This window comes from Dyadobacter bucti, from assembly GCF_005869225.1.
Taxonomy (GTDB): domain Bacteria; phylum Bacteroidota; class Bacteroidia; order Cytophagales; family Spirosomataceae; genus Dyadobacter; species Dyadobacter bucti.
The window spans coordinates 664,776-681,218 of the sequence record NZ_SWFP01000002.1; the positions used below are offsets into that span (position 1 = coordinate 664,776).

The 16,443-nt window shown below is 47.8% G+C and carries 14 protein-coding genes; 8 read left to right on the forward strand and 6 right to left on the reverse strand.

Annotation, left to right across the window (positions count from 1 at the left end; translation table 11 throughout):
- Positions 1-77: 77 nt before the first annotated feature.
- Genes FBF61_RS07860 through FBF61_RS07875 form a run of 4 tightly spaced genes read right to left on the reverse strand, consistent with a single transcriptional unit; the run spans position 78 to position 4,498 of the window.
- Positions 78-1,193, reverse strand: a complete 1,116-nt coding sequence (locus FBF61_RS07860) for a dipeptidase (RefSeq protein ID WP_138476653.1) — start codon at positions 1,191-1,193, stop codon at positions 78-80.
- Complete coding sequence (locus FBF61_RS07865; protein WP_229214955.1) at positions 1,138-2,094, reverse strand: 3-hydroxyacyl-CoA dehydrogenase family protein; 957 nt, start codon at positions 2,092-2,094, stop codon at positions 1,138-1,140. The genes FBF61_RS07860 and FBF61_RS07865 overlap by 56 nt, the downstream gene beginning before the upstream one ends.
- Positions 2,095-2,116: 22 nt before the next feature.
- On the reverse strand, positions 2,117-3,418 hold the full coding sequence (locus tag FBF61_RS07870; protein ID WP_138476654.1) for an aspartate aminotransferase family protein: 1,302 nt from the start codon (positions 3,416-3,418) through the stop codon (positions 2,117-2,119).
- A 39-nt stretch (positions 3,419-3,457) separates the two neighbouring features.
- Positions 3,458-4,498 carry a 3-hydroxyacyl-CoA dehydrogenase family protein gene (locus FBF61_RS07875; protein WP_138476655.1) on the reverse strand — a complete coding sequence of 347 codons (1,041 nt, stop codon included), beginning with the start codon at positions 4,496-4,498 and terminating at the stop codon, positions 3,458-3,460.
- A 441-nt stretch (positions 4,499-4,939) separates the two neighbouring features.
- Here FBF61_RS07875 and FBF61_RS07880 point away from each other — a divergent pair, with 441 nt between their 5' ends.
- From FBF61_RS07880 to FBF61_RS07900, 5 genes are read left to right on the forward strand one after another with little or no spacing between them, the layout of a single operon-like run.
- Positions 4,940-5,626, forward strand: coding sequence for an RNA polymerase sigma-70 factor (locus FBF61_RS07880; RefSeq protein WP_138476656.1), 687 nt, complete (start codon positions 4,940-4,942; stop codon positions 5,624-5,626).
- 26 nt (positions 5,627-5,652) lie between these two features.
- Positions 5,653-6,672 carry a FecR family protein gene (locus tag FBF61_RS07885; protein ID WP_138476657.1) on the forward strand — a complete coding sequence of 340 codons (1,020 nt, stop codon included), beginning with the start codon at positions 5,653-5,655 and terminating at the stop codon, positions 6,670-6,672.
- Between the two features lie 48 nt (positions 6,673-6,720).
- Positions 6,721-10,191: a SusC/RagA family TonB-linked outer membrane protein gene (locus tag FBF61_RS07890; RefSeq protein ID WP_229214956.1), complete on the forward strand. Its 3,471-nt coding sequence runs from the start codon at positions 6,721-6,723 to the stop codon at positions 10,189-10,191.
- Positions 10,192-10,226: 35 nt separating this feature from the next.
- Positions 10,227-11,759: a SusD/RagB family nutrient-binding outer membrane lipoprotein gene (locus FBF61_RS07895; RefSeq protein WP_138476658.1), complete on the forward strand. Its 1,533-nt coding sequence runs from the start codon at positions 10,227-10,229 to the stop codon at positions 11,757-11,759.
- Positions 11,760-11,765: 6 nt separating this feature from the next.
- The gene (locus FBF61_RS07900) at positions 11,766-12,872 is read left to right on the forward strand and encodes a mannonate dehydratase (RefSeq protein ID WP_138476659.1); all 1,107 of its coding nucleotides are present in this window, start codon (positions 11,766-11,768) and stop codon (positions 12,870-12,872) included.
- 14 nt (positions 12,873-12,886) lie between these two features.
- On the opposite strand, the gene FBF61_RS07905 is transcribed toward FBF61_RS07900, so the two are convergent.
- The gene (locus FBF61_RS07905) at positions 12,887-13,477 is read right to left on the reverse strand and encodes a hypothetical protein (RefSeq protein WP_138476660.1); all 591 of its coding nucleotides are present in this window, start codon (positions 13,475-13,477) and stop codon (positions 12,887-12,889) included.
- A 122-nt stretch (positions 13,478-13,599) separates the two neighbouring features.
- On the opposite strand from FBF61_RS07905, the gene FBF61_RS07910 reads away from it, so the two are divergent.
- Genes FBF61_RS07910 through FBF61_RS07920 form a run of 3 tightly spaced genes read left to right on the forward strand, consistent with a single transcriptional unit; the run spans position 13,600 to position 16,133 of the window.
- Entirely contained in the window at positions 13,600-14,139 is a 540-nt protein-coding gene (locus FBF61_RS07910; protein WP_138476661.1) for an RNA polymerase sigma-70 factor, read from the forward strand.
- 58 nt (positions 14,140-14,197) lie between these two features.
- Positions 14,198-14,893: a hypothetical protein gene (locus FBF61_RS07915; RefSeq protein ID WP_138476662.1), complete on the forward strand. Its 696-nt coding sequence runs from the start codon at positions 14,198-14,200 to the stop codon at positions 14,891-14,893.
- A gap of 16 nt (positions 14,894-14,909) precedes the next feature.
- A complete protein-coding gene (locus FBF61_RS07920) occupies positions 14,910-16,133 on the forward strand; it encodes a DUF4374 domain-containing protein (protein ID WP_138476663.1) in 1,224 nt (407 codons plus the stop codon).
- A 13-nt stretch (positions 16,134-16,146) separates the two neighbouring features.
- Here the strand turns inward: FBF61_RS07920 and FBF61_RS07925 are convergent, their stop codons facing one another.
- The gene (locus FBF61_RS07925; RefSeq protein WP_138476664.1) at positions 16,147-16,413 is read right to left on the reverse strand and encodes a hypothetical protein; all 267 of its coding nucleotides are present in this window, start codon (positions 16,411-16,413) and stop codon (positions 16,147-16,149) included.
- Positions 16,414-16,443 lie beyond the last annotated feature (30 nt).

The following is a 16,443-nucleotide window of genomic DNA, read 5'->3' on the forward strand; positions in this document are numbered from 1 at the left end:
TCGCCCTTCCTCCCTTCTTCATTTCCTCCCTTCTGCCTTTACTCCCTTCCTCCCTTTACTCCCTTCTCCCTTCCCTCCTACTTCCAAACCCTCCTTAAAAACCTAATCCAGTTTTTGCTGAAAATATTATCGATATCTGCGTCCGTGTAGCCGCGTCGGGTAAGTATAGATTCAAACTTCTGAAGATCGGCAACAGAGTTCATGTCCCACGGAGACTGTTCGGTGCCAAAAATACCGTCCAGGTCACTGCCTATGGCAATGTGCTGACTGTTTCCGGCGATCTGGCATATATGGTCCCAGTGATCGACCAGGTTTTCAAGTTTAATGTCCAGCTGCCACGGATCGGAGACCATATCTATAAACCGGATATCCATGGCCCAGCAGTCGAGCATACCGCCGATGACCGCGCCCCGTTCTATCAGCCGTTTGATCTGTCCGTCGGTAAGCTGGCGCTGGTTCGGGACTATTTTACGGACGTTATGATGACTTGCCCAGATCGCCCCTTCATAATAATCCAGCGCCTGATCAAAACCTTCATCTGTCAGATGTGTTACATCGAGGATCATGTTCAACTTGCCCATTTCCTTCATCAGCTCAAAGCCAAGAGGTGTAACCGGCCCCTGGGTTTTCGTTCCCGGCGCATATCTGCCCGGCCCGAAATGGGAAAGTCCCACTGCCCTCAAACCATATTCATAGGCGCGGTGGAGGTAAGAAATATTGACCAGCGAATCCGCCCCTTCCAGGCTCAGTATATACCCGACCGGCTTGGTTTCATCCGGGATGGTTTCGTCGTTCCAAAGGGCCAGGTGGGTTTCAAGTTGCTGCAAATCGGTGATCTGCGCCATCTCGGCCAGCGCCTCCATCTCCCGGTACCAGGCCAGCTGCGCCTGCGTCATGGCCCAGGCCTGCTGGGGTGAATTCCATCCGCTCAGAGAGCTGCCGTAAGGAGTATGCCTGGCAAGCTGCGTAGCTACCACCAACCCTACCCTTCCTTTTCGCAGTTCGGGCAGGCATACCGTCCCTTTTCCGCGATCGTTCTTATCCGACATGTTCATTTCCCGTTGCCGGATTTCATCCAACGGCCGGGTAAGGTCACGGTTCCATTCGATGGCGTTCATGGAAAGGTCCAGGTGCGCATCAAATATCAGCCGTTTCTTTTTTGTAGTTAAATGGATATTCTCCGATGAGCTCATGAACCTGATCGCTGAATTTTTTCAAAAGTATTTCCCAATTTTCACTTTCCCCGGCTTGGTAGCTGTAAAATCCCTTACCGCCCGTCATGCCTGTTTCCCCTCTTTGCATCATGGAAAAAAAGAAATCCGGCGGCAGCTTGTCGGTGGCCAGCTCCGGGTTCAGGTCCTTCATGACCATACCATAGGCGTTGGTTCCCATGAGGTCCATATAGCGCAGATTACCGGCAAACGGAAGGTAGTATCCGGCATCGTTGCGGCAGGCACGATCCACATCAGCAATGGTAGCATAGCCGTTTTTTACCAGATAAAATGCCTCTCTGATCAAAGCAGCCATTAGTTTCATACGGATTCCCGTTTCCCCGCCAATCACATAGGGATCCTTGCCCCAGTACTTCCTGCCGAGACCTTCAAAATGTTTTACAAGGGCCTCGTCCGTATCCCGGTTGGCAATTATTTCAAGAAAAAACGTCGTATCCACCGGTTCTACCCAGTTTGCGACCAAAATTCGTTTCGCTGCAGCTGCATCCTTTTGAAGGAGCTCCAAAGGAATTGCTTCCGAATTGACAGCAATCAATGTATCAGGAGAAAGCCGTGATTCCAGGATCTTGATAATGTTTTTCTTCACCGTCAGGTTTTCCTCAGCGATCACAATGGCCAGCCTGATCGTTGGATGGAACGAGAAATTCTCAATCACTTTGACATTAAAATTGCCAAACTGTCCCGCCTCCCACTGCCGCAGGTCGCCTTTGTGGAAACCGATGTATTTCCAGGCATCCCTTGCTTTTCTGGTACTCAGCATGACCGGGTGCCCTGCATTCCGCAAACTGATGACCAGGCTGTATGCCAGTTTATTGCTCCCTAATACCAGTATGGGTTCTCTGTATTCCTCGGCATCGTTCATTTTTTGGGGTGAGTGAAAGCTGTTATTTTATATTTTCGAGCACTTTTCGGGAGGTAACAATGGCCTGGTCAATGTCATCTTCGGTATGTGCAGCACTGATATACCACAATCCCCGGCCAATCACCCGCACGCCTTCATCGTGCATACCTGCGATGAACTTCCCGAGTTTTCCTTTGTCCGCCGACAGCGTGTCTCTGTATTCATAAGTTTTTCCCTGATCCGAAAAACTGATCGCAAACATAGGCCCCGGGCCTTCTACCCGCAGGGAATGCCCGGTTTCCGAAGCTGCTTTTTTCAAACCTTCCATCAGTTTTTTACCCAATGCAAACATTCTTTCGTGCGGCTTTTCTTTTTCCAGTACCGAAATCGTTGCGAGTGCGGCTGCCACTGTCGGGTTGTTGGCGTTCATCGTACCGGCATGGATCACCGTTGCATCCTCGATCAGATGCATCCATTCGTTTTTACCTACAATGGCACTGATCGCATACCCGCTCGCAATCGCTTTTGCGAAAATCGACAGGTCGGGTGTAATACCAAAGTGTTGCTGGGCGCCGCCAAGAGACAACCGAAACCCGGTGATAACCTCATCGAAAATCAGCGCAATGCCAAATTCGGTGCATATCTCACGCAGACCTTGCAAAAATCCCGCTCTCGGTTCGATACAACCATTATTGCACATGACAGGCTCCGTAATAATGGCAGCTATTTCCTCGAATCTTTCCGAAACTGTTTTCCTTACCAGTTCCAGATCATTCCAGGGAAGTATGATAAACTCATTTTCAACCCCTTCCGGCAGTCCTTTTGTCCAAGGGAAAACATTGGGATTTTCGCGGCTGCCGAGCGCATCTGCCGACGGTGTGGAGATCCCCCAGCAAACATTGTCCATCCAGCCGTGGTAATGGCCTTCAAAGCGGAGAAATTTTTTGCGGCCTGTCTTAGCCCTCGCCACCCGAAAGGCTGTTTGCACCGCTTCTGATCCGTCCAGACAAAACCGCATCAGCTCGGCAGACGGAATGAGTTCGTTGATCTTCTCGGCAAGTTCGATCTCCTGGATATGCTGTCCGGCAAAAAGCTGGCCTTTCTCGGAGTACTCCCTGACCGCCTTTAAAACATCGGGATGAGAATGCCCCAGGATCAGCGGCCCCTGGCTGAGCGTAAAGTCCAGGTACTCATTGCCGTCCACATCATATATTCTGCTTCCCGTCCCGTGGGTGTAAAACAGCGCGTGAGGATGATTGTATTTTCTAAACTCGGAAGAAACCCCGCTTGCCAAAACCTTTTTGGCCCTTTCCAGTAAAATGGCAGATTCTTTGTACGTTTTCATTTTAAATTGACTGTCGAGGTAGTTTTCATTTACCTGTGTTTACTTTTTTTCCTTCTGGATCCTGGGTTTTGCAGTCTTTCTATCTGTACCCGCCGGACCATACGCAACCTGCTCTTTCACTTTATCCGCCGAATATGCTGCTGCCAGGTGATGTATATTCCGGTTAAAATCGGCAAAAGCATCTTCCCACTGTTTGGCTTCCCCCTCGGCGTAAGGGTACAAACCTATTCCGTTATACACCCCCCGGGCCGAATTCCGCACCATTTCCTGCATCACCTCAGGTACTTCAGTTGAATTGCTGAGCTGCGGGAAAAGGTTTTCCATAATAGGGGCAAAATCTTTGAGGCCCATGTAGTCCATCCGCCGGAAAATCCCCATCAGAGTCATCCAGGAACCGGCATCGTACCGGAATGCCTTGTCAACATCCTCTTTTTGGGCAGTACCGTTATCCAGGAGATGAAAAATCTCGCGGTACACGGCATACATGAGGCGATTGGTGATAAAACCCCGGATATCTTTTTTCAGGAATGTAGGTTCTTTGTTCCACTGATGGGCGAGGCGCAATATGCTTTCGGCATGTTTTTCAGCCGTGAGATTCCCGCAGGTAACTTCCAGAAAACGCGTCATAGTAGCGGGCTCCGCCCAGTGAATTCCCAGAAACCGCTCCGGATGTTCGACCAGTTTCTGAAGTACGCTGATCGGGATTGCGGAGGTATTGGTTGCGATGATCGTTTCCGGCTTCACCACCGCCGTGATCTGGCGATATACAGAGGCTTTGATATCAATATTTTCAATAACACATTCGATCACAACTGTGCAATTCTGCAGTGTCCGATAATCCTCAGATAGGGTCAGCCTGCCGGCATAATATTCATGCGGGTAACTGATCAACCCCGCTTCCCTGCATTTCTGAAGCTGGTTATTGATCCTGAAAATCGCGTCTGCCGCATCGGCGGGCAGGGGCGCAACCGCTTTTACCTGGTGACCGGCAACTAGCAGGGCAGCTACGATACTGCTACCCATTAAACCCAATCCAACTACGCCAACCTGGGTTTCATGCAGATTCAACTTTTCGGTCATAAATTTTCAATACGCTGTTCACAGGTAAAATTTAAAATGACTGACTATGCAATCAAAAACAAAATTTTCTATCACATTGTAGCCACTTCACAAAAGTACATTGTCCATAACCAATTGATCTCATACTTTTATATTGATTACTAATACTATCTTTTACGGAAACAGGGGCTGTTGAAACGGACCTGTCGTTTAATAAAACCGAGCGGGTAAACCGCTCGCTACCTGGCTAGGGTATGTCCTTCGGCCACACGGAAGTACATCGGAAAACATTTGATTTCAATGCCGCCCGGCAACTTCGGGAAGGTGATCTATAGCACTCGAGAAGGGCGAATTATACAATTTTTTAAAAAAATATATCAATTGACCACGTGCCCCGGGAGTTTTTCTTGTCTTAATAAAAAAGGGTAATGAAAATATTCGAATATTTATTAAAACATAACAATGTACCCAGGGTTGAATTCAGAATGGAGTGAGGCGCAGGATTCCCGGGAATCTGAAATTGAAAAAATGACGGACGACCGGGAATCTCAAAAGAAAGCCAAATCAGGCAAAGAATTAAATAACGAGCTATTCATCCGCAAAACGTTTGAAACCAGTGCCGAAAAGGGTTGCGAACTGCTTTTCAGGCAGTATCATCACGCGATGTGCTCCTACGCGGTGCGGTTTGTCTATTCCAAAGACATTGCGGAAGACCTGGTCTCGGACATTTTCTACACATTCTGGAAAAACCAGTCGTATCTCTCCGTTAAAACTTCCTACCGGGCCTATCTGTTTAAATCGGTCCAGAACAGGAGCTACAATTTCCTGGCAAACGAGCTCAGGAATACGGACTCTTTCGAACTGCTTCCACAGTATGACCCCGCCTCGGCCGACCGGCCCGAAACACTGATGTATTTCGAAGAACTGAGCCAGAAAATCAATGAGATCGTTGATAAACTCCCACCTCAGTGCCAGAAAGTGTTTTTGCTCAACCGGTTTGAAAACAAAAAAATACAGGAAATCGCCATTGAGCTGAACCTGTCGGGCCGCACCATTGAGGGCCACATCAGCAAAGCCCTCACCGCCCTCCGCGAGGGGCTGAAAGACAACTGGACCTGGCTGGTCCTGTTCGTCAGCATATTTAAATAATACATTGTCAGACATCCAACAATTCCATGAATACGCCATCCGTAAATAAATCACTGATCCTCAATTATTTCGCCGGCACCGCAAGTCCCATGCAAAAGCGCCTGATCAGGGACTGGCTCGCTTCCGAAGAAAACCAGGAGCTGTACTTTGAGTGGCTAGCCGAATGGCAGACCCAGTCGCCTCAGTACCTGGTACAGCATGCCGACGCGCGCTTCGACGCTTTCATTGATTTTATGAAAGAAAATCCGCCTGTAAAAAAGGAAGTATGCACGGAGACGGAGGTTAGCCCGGTTACCATCCAGACCGGAGAACGGTTCGTTTTCCGTAAAAAATGGCTCATCGCCGCCTGTTTTCTGCTTTGCTTTCTGACCTGGGCGGGCCGTGAAAAAATCTATTTCAAAACCTTCCGCACGCCATACGGTAAGACCAGCACTGTTATACTGGATGATGGCACCAGGGTGATCCTCAATGCCAACACTTCGATGACAGTACCAAGGTTTGGTTTCGGTAATAAAACGCGGGAGGTGACCCTGGACGGAGAAGCCTTTTTTGTGGTGAAGCATACGATAGATAATAAAAAATTTCTGGTAAAAACGGCGCGAAAATTTGAGGTGATGGTGCTCGGCACCGAGTTCTCGGTTTATACCCGTTCGCAGGAAGCGAAGGTTTTATTAAAAAAAGGAAAAGTCCAGGTACGTTACACCCAGGGTAGCAAAACCAACCAGATCATGATGAAGCCGGGAGATTTGATGACGCTTCAGAAAACCGGAAAACCCAATTTAAAAACAAAAACGGATACAAAAACGCTTACTGCCTGGACTGAGCACCGTTTTGTTTTTGATAAAACCCCGCTGAAAGAAGTTACCCGCCAGATCCGTGAACATTACGGAATGCAGATCGCCATCCCGGATTCCACATTTGCCAACCGCGCGGTGAGCGGCACTTTCCAGCCCGAAAGCGGTGAAGAGCTTTTGACGCTGCTGTCAGAAATGTTCGGCTTCAAGCTCGACCGTTCCGGCAAAACCATCCTCATGATCAGCAATTAACCTGCCCGAATACCTACACTGCTTTTAATTTTTAACCCGGATCGAATTATGAAATCAAGACTAATACTGTTCTCTTTTTACTTAATATCCCTGAGTATCGGCCCGCTTCCGCAATCGATGGCGCAAGTGCTCGCTTTTACCAACCAGAACATCCAGCCCTACCGCAAAGAGCCGGAATCTCAGCCCGCCAGACTGGTGGATGTTTTGTTACAGATCAAACAATACTACAACGCCGATATTCTTTTCGAAGAAAGCCTCATGCAGGATATCAAAGTCGACCGGTATGTTTTTGACAAAAGCCTTTCCATCGAAAAAAACATGGAGCTTTTGCTTAAATCTACCCACCTCATGCTCCGGAAAGTCAGGAAAAACGCTTTCGTGATCCTGCCTCCAAAGCTGGACATAGCGACTGTTCAAGCCTCCCAGGCTGATACTGAACCGGCAGCCAGACAGAATTTCCCGGAAAACAGGATCAGCACAGCGGCTGCTGACATAACTATCAAAGGGACTGTGACAGACAACACCGGAAGTGTGCTTCCTGGTGTGAATGTTTTGATCAAAGGCACCGCAAATGGTACCAATACCGATGCCAAAGGGGAATATGAGCTTGTTGTGCCTTCGGCGGATGCTGTGCTGGTGTTCAGCTCAATTGGTTTCCAAAGACAGGAAGTTACTGTCGGACAACGTTCGGTAGTGAATATCAAAATGGCGGTGGAAACCGAAACGCTCAATGAAGTGGTGGTCACTGCTTTGGGTATCAAAAAAGAGAAAAAATCGCTTGGATATGCTATTTCAGAGGTAAAAGGTGAGGAACTGACGCAGGCGCGCTCGACCAATATCGCAAACAGTCTGGTCGGTAAAGTGGCTGGTCTGAACATATCCGGAACTGCCACCGGGCCCAGCGGTTCCACGCGTATAGTGATAAGAGGGAATGGTTCTATCTCAGGCAATAACCAGCCGCTGATCATCGTAGACGGTATCCCGATCAACAATGATAACCTCGGGGCGGTCAGTATCGGCGCCAATCGCGAGGGGGCCTGGACGGGTGCAGACCGGGGCGATGGAATTTCCAGCCTTAACCCGGATGAAATTGAAAGCATAAGTGTATTGAAAGGCGCCACGGCAGCTGCATTGTACGGTTCGCGTGCTTCCAACGGTGCTATTCTTGTGACAACCAAAGGCGGAAAAGCCGACAGGGGGATCGGGGTGGAAGTAAACAGCAATTTTCTGGCGGAAGACCTTCTTTTTCCGTCTTATAAAGATTACCAATATGAATACGGATTGGGGAGCAATGGTGTAAAACCTACGACCGTTGCCCAAACAGCCACAAGAAACAGCTGGGGCGGCAGGCTCGACGGATCTGATGCGATGTCGTACGACGGGCAACTCCGGCCTTATGTGAAAGCAGATAACAATCTGAGGAAATTTTACAATGTCGGTACTACTTTCACCAACTCCATCGCCCTCACCGGTGCTACTGAAAAAGTAACTTACAGGCTGTCTATGAACGACCTGAACAACAAGGGAGTACTGCCGCACAATACTTTGAGAAGAAACAACTTTGCGCTGAACACAAATGGAAATCTGGGCAAAAACCTGTCTTTTGTGGCCAACGCGAAATACATTATTGAGAGAAACCACAACCGCCCGCGTGTCAACGATTCGCCGGGCAATGCCAATTTCGCGATGTATGTGCTGCCGACGTCACTTGATGTTGATGTTTTGAAAGAAAGCCAGTTTGACGCGAACGGAAATGAGAAGGTATGGTCGGACAACCAGTATACCCAAAATCCCTATTTCGCAACCGAGCAGTTTCAGCAGGATGATATCAAGAAAAGGATCATCACTTCTTTTGAGCCCAAATACACCATTACCGACTGGCTGTATCTGAAAGGGAGGATCGGTTTTGACAATTTCAACTACCGCTACAAAGGCATAGAACCTTACGGAACCGGCTATGTGCTGCGCGGAAGCTATACTTCTTCGATCCGTGATTTTACCGAAACAAACAAAGAAATACTGGTAGGCATAAACAGGAAATTAGGTGAAAAATTTACCTTCAACGGGCTTTTCGGAGGTAACCAGATGAAACAGGTGACCAGGCTCAATGAAGTGACCGCTAACAACAGCTTCAACATTCCGTTTTTCTACGACGTATCCAACATCGACCCTGCCGCAAGAACGGTGACCGAAGCATACATTGAGAAAAGGATTAATTCGGTTTATGGCTCAGCGGAGTTTTCTTATGACACCTACCTGTTTGTGACCGCCACCGCCCGCAACGACTGGTTCTCTACTTTGGCGAAAGGAAAAAACAGCATTTTTTATCCATCCGTGGGTGTAAGCTTTGTAGCCTCCGAGGCGGTCAAAATGCCTCAGGTGATCAATTATCTGAAATTCAGAGGATCCTGGGCACAGGCAGGTGGTGACACAGACCCTTACAACCTTTCGTTATACTATGCGCTGAACGGAGCGCACCTCGGCTCGGCCCTGGCGCAGATCAATGGAACAAGAGTACCAAATGCAAACCTGCAACCGCTGACATCGACTGTATCGGAATTGGGTATCGAGGCCAAATTTTTCCAGAACCGTCTGAATCTCGACGTGGCCGTTTACGACAGAAAAACAACCAACGATATTGTCAGTGCAACCATTTCAGAAACAGCCGGATATACCAGTGCGCTTTTCAATGTAGGTGCGATCCGGAACCGGGGTATTGAGTTGCTGATCGGCGGCACGATCCTGAAAGCAAAGGATTTCGAGTGGGATGCTTCTTTCAATATGGGTTACAACCGGAGCGAAGTACTCAGCCTGTACGGAAACCTTCAGACATTGCGCGTTGACCAGTCGAGGCCGGGATCGGCATTCATCCACCAGGATGTGGGCCTGCCTTACAGCCAGATCAAAGGGTATGATTTCAAACGTGACGCAGAAGGAAACATCGTTTACAACTCCCAGGGACTTGCCATGGCGGGCGATATCAGGAATTTCGGCTCGGGTGTACCTCCCTATACATTGGGGCTTAACAACTCATTTTCCTACAAGGGCATTACTTTAAGTGTGCTGGTGGACGGAAAATTCGGCGGGTATATCTATTCAGGAACCAATGCGCTGGCGTACCGTTTCGGGCTGAGTAAGGAAACATTGGCTGGCCGCGAAGGCGGTGTAACGGGCGAAGGGGTAACCGAAAGCGGGGAAACAAATACTGCCAAGGCACCAGCCCAGGTTTACTACAGCAACTGGTACTCGGCTATCGCAACGCCTTTCGTTCACAAATCGGACTTTATCAAACTGCGCCAGATCATCCTGCAATATTCAATTCCGGGAAAATACCTGAACAAGCTTCCTTTCAAAGGCGCGTCGTTTTCGCTGGTGGGAAGAAACCTGCTGGTGCTCATGAAAAAAGTGCCCATTATCGATCCTGAGGCCACTTACAACAATGGAAACGCACAGGGTGTAGAGTTTGCGGGCACACCTCCTACCCGGTCGTACGGTGTGAACCTCAACCTTAAGTTTTAAAAGTATCCGTTCCCAATCTTAAATTGTTGAAACCAATGTTCAAAAAAATAATTTTCTCGGCAACACTGCTTCTTTCTGTTGGGGCTTGTACAAAAGATTTTGAAACTATCAATGTAAACCCCAATACGCCTACAACCGTACCGATCGATTACCTCCTGGGCGAATCCCAGCTGTTTCTTACCGGCTCGGCCAGCGGCCCGGCTTCCAAAACCTGGCGTGCAAACTTTGGCTATGCTGCCTGCCTGATCCAGCAGATGTCGTCCATCGATGCAACTTTTTACAAGGGTAGCTTTTATACTTTCCTGGGCGAGATCAACTCGGCATTTTTCGACAATTCCTATACAAATGCAGTCAAAAGCATTGTAAACCTGATCGATGTAGCCCAGAAAGATCCCAAAAATGTGAACGTTCTTTCCATGGCCAGGATCCTGAAAGTGATGGAGTTTTCCCGTACTACGGATATGTACGGCGACATTCCCTATTCGGAGGCGGGAAAAGGCTTTATCGATAACAATTTCGCTCCGAAATATGACGCGCAAAAGGATATTTACATGGACATGCTCAACGAGCTGGACCAGGCGGGAAAGGCATTTGATGCTACTAAGTACATACCCAAAGCGGCTGATTACATGTACGCCGGTGATCTTGACAAATGGAAACGGGCAGCCAATACGCTCATGTTGCGCCTGGCAATGCGTATGCAGAAAGCAGATCCGGCGAATGCACAATCATGGGCAAAAAAGGCAATTGACGGTGGTTTGATCAATAGTAACGAAGAAACGATTGCGATCAAATACAGCAATACCGGCGCGGAGATCAATTCGAACCCAAACTCCTGGATACTTGGGCCGAGCGGCTCCAACATCACCAATATCAGCAACGCAGGTGTGCAGTGGGCCAAAACGCTGATCGATATGATGAAAGCGCGGAAAGACCCAAGGCTACCGGTCATTGCGATGCTGAAAAATGGCGATACCAGCGTAGAAAAACAAAAGGGTCTTCCCAATGCAACGGATGCAGTAGGATTGAACAGTCTGGACGAAAAAAACCTTGACAATTACTCCCGTCCGGCCACCAATACGATGAATATCGCGCTGCCCTGGATTTATATGACTTATGCCGAAACCCAACTGCTGAAAGCAGAAGCCATTGAACGCGGTTGGGCCACAGGTTCGGCCCAGGCGAGTTTTGAAGCGGGCCAGTCGGCTGCCCTGGCACAAATGACCTCTATGGGCGGCAGCATTCCTGCGGCGCAGATCACTGCTTACGCGACCCTTAATCCCTACCCCGCCGCAGGCACAATGGATGCCAAAATGAATGCTATCCATACGGAAATATACCTGATCGCAGCTTCGACTTTCAACCATATCGAGGGCTGGGCAAACTGGAGGCGGACTGGATTTCCGGTTTTGGTGCCTGTTAACTATCTTGGCAATGATACCAACGGCCAGATCCCCCGCCGGTTGCGCTATCCTTTGAGCGAGGAAGGCATTAATCCTAATTTTAAAACAGCCATCGACCGACAGGGCCCGGATACTTTTATGACCCGTGTGTGGTGGGACAAATAACTGATCATGAGAAATACAAGACGTAGTTTTATCAAGAAAAGTGCTTCGCTGGCCGCCTTGTCCATTGCGAGTAAAAACATCCCGGCTGTTGCCGGAACGGCTGCCGCCGACTATGTGCAGGACGGCGGCATACAGTTTTGTCTGGCCCACTTTTTCGGCATGGACCCGAGGAGGATCGAGCTGTCGAAACAGATGCGGGTGTTGGGCGCCGTCGGCGGGATCAACCCGAAAATGGCTGGATTAAATGACGTGAAACCCTGGGAATACGAGGCAATACTGGCAGTAAAAAACGCCTGGGAAAAAGAAGGGTTGACACTGAAAGTCATAGAAGGCCCTCCTGCACTTTCGGAAAAAACGAAGCTGGCGCTGGAAGGGAGGGATGAAGAGATCGAAAATTTTATCAAGCTGATGAAAAATCTCGCAAAAGCCGGAATCGACACGATTTGCTACAACTGGATGCCCGTGATCAGCTGGGCGCGCACGACGATGGACCGTCCGAGCCGGGGCGGCGCGCTGGTAAGTGCATTTGATTATGAGGATATTAAAGATAAAAGTATCACGCAATACGGAGCGTTTTCCAAGGAAACCATGTGGAAAAACCTCGAATATTTCCTGAAAGCAGCTGTGCCCGAAGCCGAAAAAGCCGGTATAAAACTCGCGCTTCACCCCGACGATCCTCCGGTAGACTCGATCCGTGGCATTTCACGTATCATGACTTCCGCCGATGCCTTCAAACGCCTGATCGAGATCGTGCCGAGTGCAAGCAACGGCATCACTTTATGCCAGGGTACTTTCGCTACGATGGGCGAGGACATTCCGTCGGTGATCAAATATTTTGGCAAACGCGAAAAAATCCACTTTGTACATTTCCGGGATGTCCGCGGCGACCGCAATCATTTTGAAGAAACATTTCACGACGACGGTAAAACCGATATGTACCAGGCCATGAAGACGTATCACGAGATCGGCTTCAAAGGCCCGATGCGTCCAGATCACGTTCCTACCATGTCGGGAGATTCCAATGAGCATCCGGGTTACAGCAACATCGGTGCGCTGTTTGCGATCGGTTATATGCGGGGATTGATCGAATCTATTGCCAAAAGCAAGTCATAGTTACCCATTTTCCGCTAGTCTGCCAGCGCCACTGCGTATCCTTTTTCCCTGAGGGTACGCAGTATTTCTGATCCGCTCACCTGATCGCTGCGAAACACTAAAGCGACAGATTGCTGCCGGATCTCAATTTTGTGCGGTTTCACCCCTCCTATCGCCTCCATATCTTTCCGCAACTGTTGCGCGTCGTATGTCCCGGTCAGCGTAAACTCCATTTTCCTGTGCGTTTTGAAAAGCTGAAATTGCTGCCGGGCGATCTGCTGCTCCTCGGTTTTGAACGGTTCGAAGTAGCCGATCAGTAATCCCGCCGCGACGATCACCAGGCTGATCTGATAGGATACTTTTTCCAATTTTCCATGAAAAGGCCACTTTTTCACGTACCCGCCGATAAGTTTTGTCAAAATGAATCCAAACATCAAGAGCTGGATCGACGTGAAGACGGATTTGTAGCGGGTAAGGAAAATCAGATTGGCCGCAGAGCCGGCAGCCAGTGAGAGCAATGGCAGAATGCAGCAGGCTATGTGCAAAAAACTAAAAAAAAGCGCGAGCGGTACTGAAAAAATCGATCTTGTAAACATAAACAGATTCGGAAACTTACTAAGGTGCATTGAATAATTTTTGCAACATTGTTGCATAAACATTAGTTCCATTGATTTCAACATCTTATTTGGACTTATTTTAAACAAGATGCTATATTTGTGCGTTGCGTTATTTGACAACGGCTCGATGTATGACTGAAGACGTTACCGGTTCGACCCCTTTCCGCATAGATGAAAACTCTTTCAGACAGATCTATCTGCTGCATTGGGAGAAAGTATTCGCGGTTTGTTACAACAATCTGAAACAAACTGAGATTGCCAAAGGAATGGTACAGGAAATTTTCAAGTCGCTCTGGGAAAGAAAAGATGAGCTGGAAATTACGACTTCTATAGAGCGATATCTGCTCCGCTCGGCCAAGTTCAAGGTTTTCGAATATCTTCGTAATGTTAAAACACGGCAGGAACATACTGCTACCGCCGTATCTTACTATTGCAATTCGGCCAATTGCACCGAAAATGATGTCATGTACAGCAACCTCAAAGACAAGGTGGACTGCCTGGTGGACACACTTCCCTGCCAGTGCCGCAATGTTTTTAAAATGAGCCGCGAACAAGGTCTCACCAACAAAGAAATTGCATCTTCCCTGCTTATTTCCGAAAGGGCTGTCGAGTACCACATTTCCAGGGCACTCACTACACTCAGGTCGAACCTCACAGAATACCTCGCATAGTTTTCCATCCGCACCTTCGGGAAAAGCTTATTTATGCTACTTTTGTTTAAAGTGACACATGCAACCATCATTTCAAGAAAGCTCTTTCATGCGGATCAGTAAAGAACTTATCGAAAAATACCATAACGGAGATTGTACGCCGCAGGAAATAAAGGAAGTAGAAGACTGGCTGTTCAACGATGAGACGGACGAGGAGCTTGTGCTGCCTGCCGGTGCGGATAAATTCAAGATCCAGGATGAAATGTGGGAGGAAATAGCGACGGTTTTTCCGGAAAAGAAACAGCACCGGGCAATACTCTTTTTCAGTCCTTTCTGGCGTCAGGCAGCGGCGGTTTTGTTGCTGAGCGCAATCGGTGCCGCTTTCTTTTTACTGAAATACCCTGCGGGCAAAACCGATATCATTGTCATTAAAAATTCGTCCGAGACCATCAATAAAGATCTGGATGAAAACACCTATACGATTTCCCTTGGCCCAAAAAGCAACGTGGAAATAAACAATCACACGGGCAGCATTGATTTTTGCGGGGCCATGATGATCAACACCAAACAGGACATCGAATTTACCATTAAAGGAACCTGTGCCAGCCCGGACCAGAAAAATGAAAAGGTGACTTTAAAGAAAGGTCTGAACTATATAGCTTTGAATTATAGCAGCTCCGGCAAAGCCGATGAGGTAATTATTCTTGAAGAAGGTTCGCTGATGGGCCTTCCTCCGCTGGTACAGAGACAGCTGATGGTCCAATTCAATATCTGAAAATCTGCACGGGTCAATGACTGACAATTTCAAGCATATTTTTAAGACGCTTCTACTCTTATTTGTTATCGGTCAGCTGGCAAGCTGCCATTTTCAAAAATCAGATCAGACCGTAATTTCCGGAAAGAAGTACAGCATTTATGCAATGATGAAAGATGGCAAAGAATATCTTGCCGGGGTGGATTCGTTGCGTGGCGGTATTCTTAATCCTGAGAAATCCGGTGTCAAAGTTGTTCCGGATCATTTGTTTTATGAACTGATGGCACACAACGATCATTACTATCGGATCGACCATAAAACACACCGGTTTATCAAGTACCATATTAAAAATGATGCCTTTACAGAAGAATCTGCGCTGAAACTGCCGGGATTCTCCGGGATCGAGAACTATACCTGGCTGGGAAGCGATACGCTGATGATTATAAGCTACGATGAAAAAACGCAGAAAATCAGGTATGCCAAAATCCAGATAAAAGGAATGAAAGCCACGCAGGGTGTGATGGAAATACCAGCCCCATCCGGAGCGTTTAACTGGGTTTCTGTTGGCTTTTCCAAGTTTATGAATGACAAAATCCTGGTTGGCTACACTTATCACGATTACAGTAACGAGAAAGGCTATACGACTAGCGACACGGTGTATGTGGAAGTTTTAAGCTACCCGGACATGAAATCTGTTGCCAGGCTGAAAGACATCCGATCAGCTTATCCGGGTGGGGCCAATACCCGGCAATCCTATTTTTTTACCGACGAAAAAGGTGATTTTTATTTTGTTGCCTGCCCTGGTATAGCGGCTGGTAATAACCCCGGCAAGCCTACCGGTATCTACCGAATACGAGCATCACAGGAAACATTGGACCCGGACTACTTTTTCAATATTTCCGGGTCACCGATTCAGAATCACGGTTATGGTTTCTGGTATATCGGGAATGGCAAGGCGATCTTACGGACAGAAAGAAAAGGACTTTTTACCGGTATGCAAGACCATTGGAAAGTACCTCATTTTGATTTTTATGTATTGGATCTAGCTGCCAAATCAACCACCCGACTGGATCTTCCGCTGGACAAAGGCACTTCCAGGCAATGTGTACTGACTGAAAACGGACTGGTTTACATCACTGTCAATTCAGATTCCGACGGGAGCTATGTATGGATTTATGATCCCAAAACCGCGAAGCTGGAAAAAGGGTTAAAATTCACAGACGATGTAGATTACATTTTGCGGCTTGAAAGGTTCAATTGAATGCCATCCAATTTCATAGCGCCTCGATCTCTTTTAATGAGAGTCCGGTTATCTCACTAATCAACTGAAAGTCAGTACTATTATCCTTCATCGCTCGGGCATTTTTCAGTTTTTCTTGCTGCTTACCTTTTTTAAAACCTTCTACAAAGCCTTTTTTAAATCCTTCTATAAAAGCTTCTTCAACTCCTTCTCTGATGGCAATTTCGACGCCCCTCTTCTCAATATAGTCCATCGAGTTGAGATAATCCCATTCAGCCTTTAAATTATGATTGTAGGCCATTTTTTCTTTTTTTGCTAAATTGCTCCGAAT

Bases quoted from the DNA above. Each gene is read 5' to 3' on its own strand.
- FBF61_RS07920 (WP_138476663.1), top strand. From the start codon at position 14,910: ATGACTGACAATTTCAAGCATATTTTTAAGACGCTTCTACTCTTATTT.
- FBF61_RS07885 (WP_138476657.1), top strand. From the start codon at position 5,653: ATGAATACGCCATCCGTAAATAAATCACTGATCCTCAATTATTTCGCC.
- FBF61_RS07865 (WP_229214955.1), bottom strand. From the start codon at position 2,094: ATGAACGATGCCGAGGAATACAGAGAACCCATACTGGTATTAGGGAGC.
- FBF61_RS07915 (WP_138476662.1), top strand. From the start codon at position 14,198: ATGCAACCATCATTTCAAGAAAGCTCTTTCATGCGGATCAGTAAAGAA.
- FBF61_RS07905 (WP_138476660.1), bottom strand. From the start codon at position 13,477: ATGCACCTTAGTAAGTTTCCGAATCTGTTTATGTTTACAAGATCGATT.
- FBF61_RS07895 (WP_138476658.1), top strand. From the start codon at position 10,227: ATGTTCAAAAAAATAATTTTCTCGGCAACACTGCTTCTTTCTGTTGGG.
- FBF61_RS07880 (WP_138476656.1), top strand. From the start codon at position 4,940: ATGTACCCAGGGTTGAATTCAGAATGGAGTGAGGCGCAGGATTCCCGG.
- FBF61_RS07890 (WP_229214956.1), top strand. From the start codon at position 6,721: ATGAAATCAAGACTAATACTGTTCTCTTTTTACTTAATATCCCTGAGT.
- FBF61_RS07875 (WP_138476655.1), bottom strand. From the start codon at position 4,498: ATGACCGAAAAGTTGAATCTGCATGAAACCCAGGTTGGCGTAGTTGGA.
- FBF61_RS07900 (WP_138476659.1), top strand. From the start codon at position 11,766: ATGAGAAATACAAGACGTAGTTTTATCAAGAAAAGTGCTTCGCTGGCC.
- FBF61_RS07860 (WP_138476653.1), bottom strand. From the start codon at position 1,193: ATGAGCTCATCGGAGAATATCCATTTAACTACAAAAAAGAAACGGCTG.
- FBF61_RS07910 (WP_138476661.1), top strand. From the start codon at position 13,600: ATGACTGAAGACGTTACCGGTTCGACCCCTTTCCGCATAGATGAAAAC.
- FBF61_RS07925 (WP_138476664.1), bottom strand. From the start codon at position 16,413: ATGGCCTACAATCATAATTTAAAGGCTGAATGGGATTATCTCAACTCG.
- FBF61_RS07870 (WP_138476654.1), bottom strand. From the start codon at position 3,418: ATGAAAACGTACAAAGAATCTGCCATTTTACTGGAAAGGGCCAAAAAG.